General features: G+C 56.5%; 13 protein-coding genes. 11 read left to right on the forward strand and 2 right to left on the reverse strand.

The window, feature by feature from the left end:
• Positions 1–14: 14 nt before the first annotated feature.
• The 8 genes from nuoG (at position 15) to nuoN (ending at position 10043) form a co-directional block, all read left to right on the forward strand.
• Positions 15–2741: an NADH-quinone oxidoreductase subunit NuoG gene (gene nuoG, locus QRN24_RS06665; RefSeq protein WP_040018032.1), complete on the forward strand. Its 2727-nt coding sequence runs from the start codon at positions 15–17 to the stop codon at positions 2739–2741.
• Complete coding sequence (gene nuoH / locus QRN24_RS06670; RefSeq protein WP_014170994.1) at positions 2738–3715, forward strand: NADH-quinone oxidoreductase subunit NuoH; 978 nt, start codon at positions 2738–2740, stop codon at positions 3713–3715. Before nuoG ends, nuoH begins: the two co-directional genes overlap by 4 nt.
• A 13-nt stretch (positions 3716–3728) precedes the next feature.
• Positions 3729–4271 (forward strand): NADH-quinone oxidoreductase subunit NuoI, encoded by a 543-nt coding sequence (gene nuoI / locus QRN24_RS06675; protein ID WP_003861491.1) that lies wholly within the window; start codon positions 3729–3731, stop codon positions 4269–4271.
• Positions 4272–4281: 10 nt separating this feature from the next.
• A complete protein-coding gene (nuoJ, locus tag QRN24_RS06680) occupies positions 4282–4836 on the forward strand; it encodes an NADH-quinone oxidoreductase subunit J (RefSeq protein WP_014170993.1) in 555 nt (184 codons plus the stop codon).
• Entirely contained in the window at positions 4833–5135 is a 303-nt protein-coding gene (nuoK, locus tag QRN24_RS06685; protein ID WP_003861496.1) for an NADH-quinone oxidoreductase subunit NuoK, read from the forward strand. Before nuoJ ends, nuoK begins: the two co-directional genes overlap by 4 nt.
• Positions 5132–6973, forward strand: a complete 1842-nt coding sequence (gene nuoL / locus QRN24_RS06690) for an NADH-quinone oxidoreductase subunit L (protein ID WP_014170992.1) — start codon at positions 5132–5134, stop codon at positions 6971–6973. Before nuoK ends, nuoL begins: the two co-directional genes overlap by 4 nt.
• 76 nt (positions 6974–7049) lie before the next feature.
• Entirely contained in the window at positions 7050–8579 is a 1530-nt protein-coding gene (gene nuoM / locus QRN24_RS06695) for an NADH-quinone oxidoreductase subunit M (protein WP_014170991.1), read from the forward strand.
• Positions 8580–8585: 6 nt separating this feature from the next.
• Complete coding sequence (nuoN, locus tag QRN24_RS06700; RefSeq protein WP_014170990.1) at positions 8586–10043, forward strand: NADH-quinone oxidoreductase subunit NuoN; 1458 nt, start codon at positions 8586–8588, stop codon at positions 10041–10043.
• 102 nt (positions 10044–10145) lie between these two features.
• Here the strand turns inward: nuoN and QRN24_RS06705 are convergent, their stop codons facing one another.
• Both QRN24_RS06705 and rbn read right to left on the reverse strand, forming a co-directional pair.
• Positions 10146–11150 carry a chemotaxis protein gene (locus QRN24_RS06705; protein ID WP_284942517.1) on the reverse strand — a complete coding sequence of 335 codons (1005 nt, stop codon included), beginning with the start codon at positions 11148–11150 and terminating at the stop codon, positions 10146–10148.
• A gap of 64 nt (positions 11151–11214) precedes the next feature.
• Positions 11215–12132 (reverse strand): ribonuclease BN, encoded by a 918-nt coding sequence (rbn, locus tag QRN24_RS06710; RefSeq protein ID WP_284942518.1) that lies wholly within the window; start codon positions 12130–12132, stop codon positions 11215–11217.
• A 70-nt stretch (positions 12133–12202) separates the two neighbouring features.
• On the opposite strand from rbn, the gene QRN24_RS06715 reads away from it, so the two are divergent.
• From QRN24_RS06715 to menF, 3 genes are all read left to right on the forward strand, one after another.
• Positions 12203–12664 carry a GNAT family N-acetyltransferase gene (locus QRN24_RS06715; RefSeq protein ID WP_284942519.1) on the forward strand — a complete coding sequence of 154 codons (462 nt, stop codon included), beginning with the start codon at positions 12203–12205 and terminating at the stop codon, positions 12662–12664.
• 53 nt (positions 12665–12717) lie between these two features.
• Entirely contained in the window at positions 12718–13023 is a 306-nt protein-coding gene (elaB, locus tag QRN24_RS06720; protein ID WP_020883147.1) for a stress response protein ElaB, read from the forward strand.
• A gap of 95 nt (positions 13024–13118) precedes the next feature.
• Positions 13119–14414, forward strand: a complete 1296-nt coding sequence (gene menF, locus QRN24_RS06725) for an isochorismate synthase MenF (RefSeq protein ID WP_068794837.1) — start codon at positions 13119–13121, stop codon at positions 14412–14414.
• Positions 14415–14440: the final 26 nt, after the last annotated feature.

Here is a 14440-nt window from a genome sequence, read left to right on the forward strand (position 1 = left end):
CTGGAAGCATGCTAATGGCTACGATTCATGTAGACGGCAAAGAGTATGAGGTCAACGGGGCGGACAACCTGCTGGAAGCTTGTCTGTCGCTCGGCCTTGATATTCCGTATTTTTGCTGGCATCCGGCGCTGGGCAGCGTCGGTGCTTGCCGCCAGTGTGCGGTGAAGCAATATCAAAACGCGGAAGACACGCGTGGTCGCCTGGTGATGTCCTGTATGACGCCAGCCACCGAAGGCACTTTTATTTCGATTGATGACGAAGAAGCCAAACAGTTCCGTGAAAGCGTTGTGGAATGGTTGATGACCAACCACCCGCACGATTGCCCGGTCTGTGAAGAGGGCGGTAACTGCCACCTTCAGGATATGACCGTAATGACCGGTCACAGCTTCCGTCGCTATCGCTTTACCAAACGTACCCACCGCAACCAGGATCTAGGGCCGTTCATCTCTCACGAAATGAACCGCTGCATCGCCTGCTACCGCTGCGTGCGTTACTACAAAGATTACGCAGACGGACAAGATCTGGGCGTGTATGGCGCGCATGACAACGTCTATTTCGGTCGTCCGGAAGACGGTACGCTGGAAAGCGAATTCTCCGGTAACCTGGTCGAGATTTGTCCAACCGGCGTCTTCACCGATAAAACTCACTCCGAGCGTTACAACCGTAAGTGGGACATGCAGTTTGCACCAAGCATCTGCCAGCAGTGTTCGCTGGGCTGTAACACCAGCCCGGGTGAACGCTATGGCGAACTGCGTCGTATTGAAAACCGTTATAACGGTACCGTTAACCATTACTTCCTGTGCGACCGCGGTCGTTTCGGCTACGGCTACGTGAACCTGAAAGACCGTCCACGTCAGCCCGTTCAACGCCGTGGTGATGACTTCATCACCCTGAACGCTGAACAGGCGATGCAGGGCGCGGCAGATATTCTGCGCCAGTCGAAGAAAGTGATCGGTATCGGCTCCCCGCGCGCCAGCATCGAAAGTAACTTCGCGCTGCGTGAGCTGGTTGGGGCGGAAAACTTCTACACCGGTATCGCTCAGGGCGAGCAGGAACGTCTGCAGCTGGTACTGAAAGTGCTGCGTGAAGGCGGTATTCATACCCCAGCGCTGCGTGAAATTGAATCTTATGATGCGGTTCTGGTGCTGGGTGAAGATTTGACGCAGACCGGCGCTCGCGCTGCCCTGGCGGTTCGTCAGGCGGTCAAAGGTAAAGCTCGTGAAATGGCGGCGGCTCAGAAAGTGGCTGACTGGCAGATTGCGGCAATCCTCAACATCGGTCAGCGTGCGAAGCATCCTCTGTTTGTGACCAACGTCGACAACACGCGTCTGGACGATATCGCGGCGTGGACCTACTGCGCGCCGGTTGAAGATCAGGCCCGTCTTGGCTTTGCGATTGCTCATGCGCTGGACAGCAATTCTCCGGCCGTTGAAGGTCTCGATCGCGACCTGCAGAACAAGGTTGATGTGATTGTTCAGGCCCTGGCGGGTGCGAAGAAACCCCTGATTGTTTCCGGGACTAACGCCGGTAGCGCAGAGATCATTCAGGCTGCCGCAAACGTGGCTAAAGCGCTGAAAGGCCGTGGTGCAGACGTTGGCGTGACCATGATTGCTCGTGCGGTGAACAGCATCGGTCTGGGAATGATTGGCGGTGGCTCTCTGGAAGCTGCGTTAAGCGAACTGGAATCCGGTGCCGCTGACGCCGTTGTGGTGCTGGAAAACGACCTGCATCGCCATGCTTCTGCCGCACGCGTTGACGCAGCACTCTCCAAAGCGCCGCTGGTGATGGTTATTGACCATCAGCGCACCGCGATCATGGACAAAGCGCACCTGGTGCTCTCTGCGGCAAGCTTCGCGGAAAGCGACGGTACGGTTATCAACAACGAAGGCCGCGCACAGCGTTTCTTCCAGGTGTATGACCCGGCGTACTACGACAGCAACACCATAATGCTGGAAAGCTGGCGCTGGCTGCACTCTCTGCACAGCACCGTTCAGAGCCGTGAAGTGGACTGGACGCAGCTCGACCATGTTATCGACGCGGTCGTGGAAAAACTGCCTCAGCTGGCTGGCATCAAAGATGCGGCTCCTGACGCAAGCTTCCGTATTCGTGGCCAGAAACTGGCGCGTGAACCGCACCGTTACAGCGGTCGTACCGCGATGCGTGCCAACATCAGCGTTCACGAACCTCGTCAGCCGCAGGATAAAGACACGATGTTTGCCTTCTCAATGGAAGGGAACAACCAGCCGTCTGCACCGCGCTCTCAGGTTCCGTTCGCATGGGCACCAGGCTGGAACTCCCCGCAGGCATGGAACAAATTCCAGGCTGAAGTGGGCGGCTCTCTGCGCCACGGTGACCCGGGCGTGCGTCTGATTGAAGCTTCCGACACCGGTCTGGACTTCTTCACCACCGTGCCGGCGAGCTTCCAGGCGCAGGAAGGGAACTGGCGTATTGCGCCGTACTACCATCTGTTCGGCAGTGATGAGCTGTCTCAGCGTTCTCCGGTATTCCAGAGCCGCATGCCGCAGCCGTACATCAAGCTTAACCCGGCAGATGCCGCGAAGCTTGGCGTTAACGCGGGTGCGAACATCGCCTTTAGCTATGATGGCCAGACAATCAGCTTGCCGCTGATTATCTCTGAAAGTCTGACAGCAGGGCAGGTGGGTCTGCCGATGGGTATGCCTGGCATCGCGCCGGTACTGGCGGGTGCGCGTCTTGATAATCTGCAGGAGGCAAAAGCATGAGTTGGTTAACGCCGGATCTTATCGACATCCTGCTGAGCATTCTGAAAGCGATAGTTATCCTGCTGGTGGTCGTCACCTGTGGCGCGTTCATGAGCTTTGGTGAACGTCGTCTGCTCGGTCTGTTCCAGAACCGTTACGGACCGAACCGCGTGGGCTGGGGTGGTTCACTCCAGCTGGTAGCGGACATGATCAAGATGTTCTTTAAAGAGGACTGGATCCCGCGCTTCTCTGACCGTGTGATCTTTACTCTGGCACCGATGATCGCCTTTACCTCGCTGCTGCTGGCGTTCGCGATTGTTCCTGTCAGCCCGACCTGGGTGGTGGCTGACCTGAACATCGGCATTCTGTTCTTCCTGATGATGGCAGGCCTCGCCGTGTATGCGGTGCTGTTCGCGGGCTGGTCCAGTAACAACAAATACTCCCTGCTGGGTGCGATGCGTGCTTCTGCGCAGACGCTGAGCTACGAAGTATTCCTGGGGCTTTCCCTGATGGGTGTGGTGGCGCAAGCCGGTTCATTCAACATGACCGACATCGTCAACAACCAGGCTGACATCTGGAACGTTATCCCGCAGTTCTTTGGTTTTATTACCTTTGCTATCGCGGGCGTGGCGGTGTGTCACCGTCACCCGTTTGACCAGCCAGAAGCCGAACAGGAACTGGCCGACGGTTACCACATCGAATATTCCGGTATGAAATTCGGTCTGTTCTTCGTGGGCGAGTACATCGGTATTGTCACCATTTCCGCGTTGATGGTAACGCTGTTCTTTGGTGGCTGGCATGGCCCGTTCTTACCGCCGTTCATCTGGTTCGCGCTGAAAACCGCGTTCTTCATGATGATGTTCATTTTGATTCGCGCAGCGTTACCGCGTCCGCGTTATGACCAGGTAATGTCCTTCGGCTGGAAAGTGTGCCTGCCGCTGACGCTCATCAACTTGCTGGTAACGGCGGCTGTCATTCTCTGGCAGCAGCCATAAGGGGCTATAGACCATGACCTTAAAAGAATTATTGGTAGGTTTCGGCACTCAGGTACGCAGTATCTGGATGATCGGCCTGCACGCGTTTGCCAAACGCGAAACCCGGATGTACCCGGAAGAGCCGGTATATCTGCCGCCGCGCTACCGTGGCCGTATCGTGCTGACGCGCGATCCGGACGGTTCAGAGCGCTGCGTTGCCTGTAACCTGTGTGCGGTAGCGTGTCCGGTGGGCTGTATCTCTCTGCAGAAAGCAGAGACGGTAGATGGCCGCTGGTATCCTGAGTTCTTCCGCATCAACTTCTCACGCTGCATTTTCTGCGGTCTGTGTGAAGAAGCGTGCCCAACCACGGCGATTCAGCTGACCCCGGACTTCGAACTGGGTGAGTATAAGCGTCAGGACCTGGTGTACGAGAAAGAGGATCTGCTGATTTCCGGTCCGGGCAAATACCCGGAATATAACTTCTACCGGATGGCGGGTATGGCAATCGACGGCAAAGATAAGGGCGAAGCAGAGAACGAAGCTAAGCCTATCGACGTCAAGAGCCTGTTACCGTAAGGAGAGGGCAATGGAATTCGCTTTTTATATCTGTGGCCTTATCGCCATCCTGGCTACGCTGCGAGTGATTACGCACACCAATCCGGTGCATGCGCTGCTGTACTTAATTATCTCGCTGCTGGCTATTTCCGGGGTGTTCTTTGCGCTGGGCGCGCACTTTGCTGGTGCGCTGGAGATCATCGTTTACGCCGGGGCCATCATGGTGCTGTTCGTCTTCGTGGTGATGATGCTGAACCTGGGCGGCTCTGAAATTGAGCAGGAACGTCAGTGGTTAAAACCGCAGGTCTGGATTGGCCCGGCGATCCTGTCGGCCATCATGCTGGTGGTCATTGTTTACGCCATTCTGGGTGTGAATGATCAGGGCATCGACGGCACGCCAATCGGCGCTAAAGAGGTGGGTATTACGCTGTTTGGCCCATACGTCCTGGCGGTTGAACTGGCCTCTATGCTGCTGCTGGCGGGCCTGGTTGTTGCCTTCCACGTTGGCCGCGAAGAGCGTGCTGGTGAGTTGCTGAGCAACCGCACTGACGACCGCGCGAAAAGAAAAACGGAGGAACGCGCATGATCCCCTTAACACATGGACTGATCCTCGCTGCGATTTTATTCGTTCTGGGCTTAACCGGTCTGGTTATCCGCCGCAATCTGCTGTTTATGCTGATCGGTCTGGAAATCATGATTAACGCTTCCGCGCTGGCCTTCGTGGTCGCCGGAAGCTACTGGGGCCAGACCGATGGTCAGGTGATGTACATTCTCGCCATCAGCCTCGCGGCTGCCGAAGCGAGTATTGGCCTGGCGCTGTTACTGCAGCTCCATCGTCGCCGCCAGAACCTGAACATCGATTCAGTAAGTGAGTTGCGTGGATGAACATGCTTGCCTTAACCATTATTTTTCCGCTGATTGGCTTCGTGCTGCTGGCGTTTTCTCGTGGCCGCTGGTCTGAGAATCTGTCCGCCACCGTCGGCATGGGCTCTGTGGGTCTGGCTGCGCTGGTAACAGCGTATGCGGGTATCGACTTCTTTAATAACGGGCGTCAGGCCTTCAGCGTACCGCTGTGGACCTGGATGTCGGTCGGTGATTTCAACATCGGTTTCAACCTGGTGCTGGATGGTCTCTCTCTGACCATGCTCTCCGTGGTGACCGGCGTGGGCTTCCTGATCCACATGTTTGCCTCCTGGTATATGCGCGGTGAAGAGGGTTACTCCCGCTTCTTCGCCTACACCAACCTGTTTATCGCGAGCATGGTTGTTCTGGTGCTGGCCGATAACCTGCTGTTGATGTATCTCGGCTGGGAAGGCGTGGGTCTCTGCTCTTATCTGCTGATCGGCTTCTACTATACCGATCCGAAGAATGGCGCAGCGGCCATGAAAGCGTTTGTCGTGACCCGTGTGGGTGACGTCTTCCTCGCCTTCGCGCTGTTCATTCTCTACAACGAACTGGGCACGCTGAATTTCCGCGAAATGGTGGAACTGGCGCCAGCGCACTTCGCTGCCGGCAATGACATGCTGTGGTGGGCAACGCTGATGCTGCTGGGTGGTGCCGTGGGTAAATCCGCGCAGCTGCCGTTGCAGACATGGCTGGCCGACGCGATGGCAGGTCCAACGCCTGTCTCCGCGCTGATCCACGCCGCAACCATGGTTACCGCTGGGGTCTACCTGATTGCGCGTACGCATGGTCTGTTCCTGATGACGCCGGAAATTCTGCATCTGGTGGGTATCGTTGGTGCGGTAACGCTGGTGCTGGCAGGCTTTGCCGCGCTGGTTCAAACCGACATCAAACGCGTTCTCGCGTACTCCACCATGAGCCAGATTGGTTATATGTTCCTGGCACTGGGTGTTCAGGCATGGGACGCAGCCATTTTCCACCTGATGACGCACGCGTTCTTTAAAGCGCTGCTGTTCCTCTCATCCGGTTCCGTGATTCTGGCCTGCCACCACGAGCAGAACATCTTCAAGATGGGCGGACTGCGTAAGTCCATTCCGCTGGTTTATGTCTGCTTCCTGGTGGGCGGCGCGGCGCTGGCGGCACTGCCGCTGATTACCGCGGGCTTCTTCAGTAAGGACGAAATCCTTGCCGGTGCCATGGCGAATGGTCATATCAATCTGATGGTTGCGGGTCTGGTCGGTGCGTTCATGACCTCCCTGTATACCTTCCGTATGATTTTCATCGTATTCCACGGTAAAGAACAAATTCACGCTCACGCAGGGAAGGGGATTACTCATCACCTGCCGCTGATTGTGCTGCTGGTACTCTCCACCTTCGTTGGCGCACTGATTGTGCCACCGCTGCAGGGCGTACTGCCGGACACCACCGAGCTTGAGCACGGTCGCGTTCTGACGCTTGAAATCACCTCGGGTGTGGTCGCTATCGCGGGCATCCTGATCGCAGCATGGCTGTGGCTGGGCAAACGTACGCTGGTGACTGCCGTTGCCAACAGTGCGCCAGGCCGCCTGCTGGGGACCTGGTGGTACAACGCGTGGGGCTTCGACTGGCTGTACGACATGATCTTCGTCAAGCCGTTCCTGGGCATTGCGTGGCTGCTAAAACGCGATCCGCTGAACTCCCTGATGAATATCCCGGCGATCCTTTCCCGCTTTGCAGGTAAAGGCCTGCTGTTCAGCGAGAACGGTTACCTGCGCTGGTATGTGGCGTCCATGAGCATCGGTGCGGTTGTCGTGCTGGCGCTGCTGATGGTGTTGCGTTGATCGTTAAGTGAATTTTATTCGAATTCGTTGAAAATCAGGCCCCTGCTGGGGGCCTTAAAAAGGAATGTAAATCGCCATGTTACTACCCTGGCTAATATTAATTCCCTTCATCGGCGGCTTCCTGTGCTGGCAGACTGAACGCTTTGGCGTGAAGATGCCGCGCTGGATCGCGCTGATCACCATGGGATTGACGCTCGCGCTTGGTCTGCAACTGTGGTTGCAGGGTGGCTACTCTCTGACGCAGTCTGCGGGGATTCCGCAGTGGCAGTCTGAATTTATTCTGCCGTGGATCCCGCGTTTTGGGATAACCATTCACCTGGCTATCGACGGTCTGTCGCTGCTGATGGTGGTGCTGACGGGTCTGCTCGGCGTTCTGGCGGTACTGTGCTCCTGGCGAGAAATTGAAAAATACCAGGGCTTCTTCCACCTGAACCTGATGTGGATCCTGGGCGGCGTTATCGGCGTGTTCCTTGCCATCGACATGTTCCTGTTCTTCTTCTTCTGGGAGATGATGCTGGTGCCGATGTACTTCCTGATCGCGCTGTGGGGCCATAAGGCGTCCGACGGTAAAACGCGTATCACGGCGGCAACCAAGTTCTTCATCTATACCCAGGCGAGCGGTCTGGTAATGTTGATAGCGATTCTGGCGCTGGTGTTTGTTCACCACACGGCGACCGGTATCTGGACCTTCAACTATGAAGACCTGCTGAAGACCCCGATGTCTCACGGTGTGGAATACCTGCTGATGCTGGGCTTCTTCATTGCCTTCGCGGTGAAAATGCCGGTGGTTCCCCTGCACGGCTGGCTGCCAGACGCGCACTCACAGGCGCCAACGGCGGGTTCCGTTGACCTGGCGGGGATCTTGCTGAAAACCGCGGCCTACGGTCTGCTGCGTTTCGCTCTGCCGCTGTTCCCGAATGCGTCCGCTGAGTTCGCGCCAATTGCGATGTGGCTTGGTGTGATCGGTATCTTCTACGGTGCCTGGATGGCCTTCACGCAGTACGACATTAAACGTCTGATTGCGTACACCTCCGTTTCTCACATGGGCTTTGTACTGATTGCCATCTACACCGGCAGCCAGCTGGCTTACCAGGGTGCGGTTATCCAGATGATTGCGCACGGTCTGTCCGCAGCCGGTCTCTTCATCCTGTGTGGTCAGCTGTACGAACGTCTTCACACCCGTGACATGCGTATGATGGGCGGTCTGTGGAGCAAAATTAAATGGCTGCCAGCGCTCTCTATGTTCTTCGCGGTGGCCACGCTGGGTATGCCAGGCACCGGTAACTTCGTCGGCGAATTTATGATTCTGTTCGGCAGCTTCAAAGTGGTGCCGGTCATTACCGTGATCTCCACCTTTGGTCTGGTGTTCGCTTCCGTTTACTCGCTGGCGATGCTGCATCGCGCTTACTTCGGTAAAGCGAAGAGCGAAATTGCTGCAAAAGAACTGCCGGGGATGTCGCTGCGTGAGCTGTTCATCATCCTGCTGCTGGTCGTACTGCTGGTGCTGTTGGGCTTCTTCCCGCAGCCAATTCTGGATACCTCGCACTCCGCGATGGGGAATATCCAGCAGTGGTTTGTTAATTCTGCTTCTACTACAAGGCCGTAATTCGCCATGACAATAACTCCACAACAACTGATCGCGCTGCTACCGCTGCTGATCGTCGGATTGACGGTGGTGGTTGTGATGCTCTCCATTGCGTGGCGACGCAATCACTTCCTGAATGCCACGCTGTCGGTCATCGGTCTGAACGCCGCATTAGTCTCTCTCTGGTTTGTTGGCCAGGGCGGGGCGATGGACGTCACTCCACTGATGCGCGTTGACGGCTATGCCATGCTGTACTCGGGTCTGGTTCTGCTGGCGAGCCTGGCAACCTGTACGTTTGCGTACCCATGGCTGGAAGGCTACAACGACAACAAAGAAGAGTTTTACCTGCTGGTACTGATTGCCGCGCTGGGCGGTATTCTGCTGGCGAATGCGAACCATCTGGCTGCGCTGTTCCTCGGTATTGAGCTTATCTCTCTGCCGCTGTTCGGTCTGATTGGTTACGCCTTCCGTCAGAAACGTTCTCTGGAAGCGAGCATCAAGTACACCATTCTGTCTGCTGCCGCGTCGTCTTTCCTGCTGTTTGGTATCGCGCTGCTGTACGCACAGTCCGGTAATCTCTCTTTCATGGCGCTCGGCAAGAGCCTCGGCGACGGTATGCTGCACGAACCGCTGCTGCTGGCGGGTCTGGGCATGATGATTGTTGGCCTTGGCTTTAAGCTCTCTCTGGTTCCGTTCCACCTGTGGACGCCAGACGTCTACCAGGGCGCGCCTGCTCCTGTCTCAACCTTCCTGGCGACGGCGAGCAAAATCGCTATCTTCGGGGTGGTGATGCGTCTGTTCCTGTATGCGCCGGTGGGTGACAGCGAAGCGGTTCGCGTGGTGCTGGGCATCATCGCGTTTGCTTCCATCATCTTCGGTAACCTGATGGCGCTGAGCCAGACCAATATTAAACGTCTGCTGGGCTACTCATCTATCTCCCATCTGGGCTACCTGATGGTGGCACTGATTGCGCTGCAGAGCGGTGAGATGTCGATGGAGACCGTCGGTGTTTACCTTGCCGGTTACCTGTTCAGCAGCCTCGGCGCGTTCGGCGTGGTGAGCCTGATGTCCAGCCCGTACCGTGGTCCGGATGCAGATTCCCTGTTTTCCTACCGTGGTCTGTTCTGGCACCGTCCGATTCTGTCCGCCGTTATGACCGTAATGATGCTCTCTCTGGCGGGTATTCCGATGACGCTGGGCTTTATCGGTAAGTTCTACGTGCTGGCAGTGGGTGTGCAGGCACACCTGTGGTGGCTGACGGCGGGCGTGGTTATCGGCTCTGCAATCGGTCTCTACTACTACCTGCGTGTGGCCGTGAGTCTGTATCTGAGTGCACCTCAGCAACTGAACCGCGATGCGCCGCGTAACTGGCAGTACAGCGCCGGTGGTATCGTGGTACTGATCTCCGCGCTGCTGGTACTGATCTTCGGTATCTATCCACAGCCGCTGATCACCATCGTGCAGCACGCGATGCCGCTGATGTAATCACGTTGCTGTTTGACCGCAGTGAATAAAAAAACCCGCCTCGGCGGGTTTTTTGTTGGCTTGCGGCCTTGCCCTGTCGGGAAGGCGTGAGCCTGCTGAAAGTTAAGCCAGCTGTTTACGGCTAATCAGCGGACCGTCAATCTTCTTCATTGACCGATCCAGAACTTCTTCAATGACTGACGAGAGTTCATTGAGTTCAAACTTTGCCACGTAACCGTCGGCTTTCACCTTGCGAATATGATCTTCGTTAGCATTGCCGGAGAGGGAAGAGTGGATCACCACCGGAATATCTTTCAACAGCGGGTCGGTTTTGATTTTACGCGTCAGGGTAAAGCCGTCCATCTCCGGCATTTCCAGGTCGGTCAGCACCAGTGCGATCTTATCGGTAATCGGCACACCTTCAGCCTGAGCCTGTGCCGCCAGCACGCTAATTTTCTCCCACGCGTCTTTGCCGGTGATATGCAGCTGCGCCGGGATCTCCATCGCCTGCAGACCTTTTTCCAGCATCGAGCGTGCCACTTTAGAGTCTTCGGCGACAATCGCGACGGCACCGGGCTTGATGTGGAATTTCGTGGTCTTCAGATCCGTGGCATGCAGGTCGTGGTTGGCCGGGGTGATGTCATACAGGATCTGCTCAACGTCGAGCACCATCGCCAGCTCATTGGTATCGGTCTTCTCATCCAGACAAGCGATACTGGTGATGTACCGCCCGCTGACGGCAGTTTCCGCCGCGTGCACCTGCTTCCAGTCAAGACGCATGATGTTCTCAACGGATTCCACCGCAAAAGCCTGCACGCTGCGGGCATATTCCGTGATCAGCAGGATGTTCAGCCCGGTGGTTGGCTTACAGCTCGCCACGGCAGCCAGGTCGATTACCGGGATAACCTGATCGCGAATATTCACCATGCCCATCAGCGGTGATTTCATCCCGGCGGGTTTCGTGAACTCTGGCATCGGCACAATTTCACGCAGCTTAAAGACGTTAATGCCAAACAGCTCGGATTTATTTGCGTTCAGAGAGGTGCCAAGACGGAACAGCAACAGTTCAAAACGGTTCGACAGGGTGAGATTCGCCCTGTCATCAATATCTTTCTGGAAATTATCCATTCTACCCTCGAGAGAAATGCTGACCTTTTAATCGTTATCGGCACTCTGAGAGAAAAATGAAGGACTAAACGCTGACCTTAGCGAAATCTTCGGCCAGCTCACATTCCTGGAACCGTTCACGGCACTCTGCCAGCAGGCGTTGACAGCCCCGGGCGTCGTAGCGCGAGCTGACATGGGTGACGATCAGTTTCCCGACGCCCGCGTCACGCGCAAGCTGCGCCGCCTGGTGCGTAGAGCTATGGCCCCGGCTGTTGGCTTTCTCTTCCATCGCCGCCTCCAGGGTGGCTTCATGCACCATGAGATCCACACCCTGCGCCAGCAGCAACGCCGCCGGGCACGGGGCTGTGTCGCCAAGAATCGCCAGTTTTTTCCCGGGCTGCGGGGCGGCGAGATAATCCTGCCCGTTGATGATGCGCCCGTCTTCCAGCGTCACGGTTTCGCCCTGCTTCAGGCGCTGGAACAGCGGCCCGGGTTTTATTCCGTCGGCCAGTAACGCCGACGCATTGAGCGCGCCGGGTTTATCCCGCTCCTCAATGCGATAACCATAGCACTCCACCGGATGGCTCAGGGGTTGGGCTGTCACCCGATAAACCCCGTCATCCAGGACCAGACCGGCGGTTATCTCCACCACCTCCAGGGGGTAATCTGTCCATGAGCCGCTCAGACGCAGCGTGGTGTCGACAAATTCCCGAATACCCGCAGGCCCGTAAATCGTCAGCGGGTTGGCATTGCCCGCCATTGAGCGGCTGCACAACAGACCAGGCAGGCCAAACAGATGGTCGCCATGCAGATGGGTAATGAAAATTCTATCCAGTTTGCCGGGATGATACGGGGTATGTAGCAGCTGATGCTGCGTCCCTTCACCGCAGTCAAAAAGCCATAATCCACCCCGCGTCGGGTGCTGCAAATCCAGCAGAATCGCGGTCACATTTCGTGATCGGGTTGGCACTCCAGCGGACGTACCGAGAAAAATCAGTTCCATAACGTAATCAGCCCTTTGCCGAACGGGGAGGGGTTTAGTATAACGTGATGAACCCAGGAAGGAGACTGACATGATCCAGTGGCAAGATTTACACCATAGTGAGCTCAAGGTAACGTCACTTTACGCGCTGCTCAAACTGCGCTGCGAAGTGTTTGTTGTTGAACAAACCTGCCCGTATCAGGATATCGATGGCGATGATCTTATTGGCGAGAATCGCCATATTCTTGGCTGGCGGGACAACGCGCTGGTGGCGTATGCGAGGATTCTGAAAAGCGAAGACGATTTTGAGCCTGTCGTGATTGGTCGCGTGATTATCAGCGGCAACGCGCGTGGTGAAAAACTGGGCTATCAGCTGATGGAAAAAACGCTGGAAGCGTGCCAAAAACAGTGGCCGGACAAGGCGTTATATCTGGGCGCGCAGGCGCACCTGCAACCGTTTTACGGGCATTTTGGGTTTACCCCCGTGACGGACGTGTACGATGAGGACGGTATTCCACACATCGGCATGGCGCGGGAAGCGAAACAGGCGTAATGGCGAGTCGTTGGCTATAGTTAGCGGACTGGTGTACTAACATGGAGAAAAATATGTCATTTCAATCCTGGGATACCCGTATCGATGACGACCTGGCCTTGCTGAGCGAAACGCTGGAAGAGGTGTTACGTTCGTCGGGCGACCCTGCCGATCAGAAATATATTGAGCTGAAAGCCCGTGCCGAAAAAGCGCTGGATGATGTTAAAAATCGCGTCAGCCATGCTTCGGACAATTACTACTACCGCGCGAAAAAGGCGGTATACCGTGCCGATGATTACGTCCATGAAAAACCATGGCAAGGCATCGGGGTAGGGGCAGCTGTCGGACTGGTGCTGGGGCTGCTTTTAGCCCGCCGTTAACGTTCCATATACGGTTAACCACTCCCTATACGTGGGTACTGCTATTTATGGTCAGTACCCCGTATAATATGCGGTTTTAACAGGGAGAGGTTCGCGTGAATTCGATTTCCACCGCGCTGGAGCATCTGCGTAGCCAGCTTACGCAAGCGTTACCCACTGCACCCGGTTTACATCACTTCGACGTCTCTTTCCCGTTAAACGACGCCTTCGATCCCCTGGCCTGGCTGGGCGTTCAGCATTGCTATCCTCAGTTTTACTGGCAACAGCGTAACGGTGATGAAGAACTTGCTGCGCTTGGTGCCGTCGCGCATTTCTCCTCTCTGGCATTTGCCTCACAGTTTTTGCAGGCGCATGATGCGGCCCGTGACACGCGTATCTGCGGCCTGAATGCGTTTAATCCCGAGCAGGGCAGTCTGTTTTTACCGCGTCTGCTGTGGCGACGTACCGCCGGACAGGCCACGTTACGCCTGCAGCTGTGGAGCGACAGTTCACTTCACGATGATGCCCGCGCCGCGCTGGATTTTCTCCAGCAGCTCGGTGAGGCAAGACCCATTCGTCCGCTGTCCGTTGAGGTTGTGCAGGAAAAGCATCATCCGGAACAACCCGAATGGCTGCGCCTTATCCGCAAGGCAACCCAGACCATCGCTCGCGGTGATTTTGAAAAGGTGGTGCTCGCCCGGGCAACCGACCTGCAGTTTAAGCACTCTGTTAACCCTGTCGCACTGATGGCTGCCAGCCGCGCCCTGAACCTGAACTGCTACCATTTCTGCATGGTATTCGATGCCAGCAACGCGTTTCTCGGCTCGACCCCCGAGCGCCTGTGGCGCAGACGCGGCAAGCTGCTGCGCACGGAAGCGCTGGCAGGCACCGTCGCCAGCCATACCGATGATAAACAGGCCGAACGGCTGGGCGACTGGCTGATGAACGACGACAAAAATCAGCGTGAAAATATGCTGGTAGTGGAAGATATTTGCCAGCGGCTCCAGCACCATACCCAGACGCTGGAGGTGCTGCCCGCCCAGGTTGTACGGCTGCGTAAAGTACAGCATCTGCGTCGCTGTATCTGGACCGAGCTCAAACACGCTGACGATGCACAATGCTTGCATGTTCTGCAGCCCACGGCGGCCGTCGCCGGTCTGCCGCGTCAGGCGGCGCGCGACTTTATCCACCACAACGAGCCGTTCGACCGCGAGTGGTACGCCGGTTCTGCCGGGTATTTATCCCCTGAACAAAGCGAGTTCTGCGTGGCGTTGCGTTCTGCCCGTGTTTACGAAGACGCCCTGCGGCTGTACGCCGGGGCGGGAATTGTCAGCGGCTCTGACCCGGAGCAGGAGTGGCAGGAGATAGAAAACAAAGCGGCCGGACTGCGCTCTCTGCTCCTAAGGGATTAAGACTGATTCGCGCAATCCCGATTCAT

The organism is Enterobacter sp. MEB024, assembly GCF_030209635.1.
Classification (GTDB): Bacteria; Pseudomonadota; Gammaproteobacteria; order Enterobacterales; family Enterobacteriaceae; genus Enterobacter; species Enterobacter ludwigii.

Coding starts and splice junctions, on each gene's coding strand:
- nuoG (WP_040018032.1), top strand. CDS start 15: ATGGCTACGATTCATGTAGACGGCAAAGAGTATGAGGTCAACGGGGCG.
- nuoH (WP_014170994.1), top strand. CDS start 2,738: ATGAGTTGGTTAACGCCGGATCTTATCGACATCCTGCTGAGCATTCTG.
- nuoI (WP_003861491.1), top strand. CDS start 3,729: ATGACCTTAAAAGAATTATTGGTAGGTTTCGGCACTCAGGTACGCAGT.
- nuoJ (WP_014170993.1), top strand. CDS start 4,282: ATGGAATTCGCTTTTTATATCTGTGGCCTTATCGCCATCCTGGCTACG.
- nuoK (WP_003861496.1), top strand. CDS start 4,833: ATGATCCCCTTAACACATGGACTGATCCTCGCTGCGATTTTATTCGTT.
- nuoL (WP_014170992.1), top strand. CDS start 5,132: ATGAACATGCTTGCCTTAACCATTATTTTTCCGCTGATTGGCTTCGTG.
- nuoM (WP_014170991.1), top strand. CDS start 7,050: ATGTTACTACCCTGGCTAATATTAATTCCCTTCATCGGCGGCTTCCTG.
- nuoN (WP_014170990.1), top strand. CDS start 8,586: ATGACAATAACTCCACAACAACTGATCGCGCTGCTACCGCTGCTGATC.
- QRN24_RS06705 (WP_284942517.1), bottom strand. CDS start 11,150: ATGGATAATTTCCAGAAAGATATTGATGACAGGGCGAATCTCACCCTG.
- rbn (WP_284942518.1), bottom strand. CDS start 12,132: ATGGAACTGATTTTTCTCGGTACGTCCGCTGGAGTGCCAACCCGATCA.
- QRN24_RS06715 (WP_284942519.1), top strand. CDS start 12,203: ATGATCCAGTGGCAAGATTTACACCATAGTGAGCTCAAGGTAACGTCA.
- elaB (WP_020883147.1), top strand. CDS start 12,718: ATGTCATTTCAATCCTGGGATACCCGTATCGATGACGACCTGGCCTTG.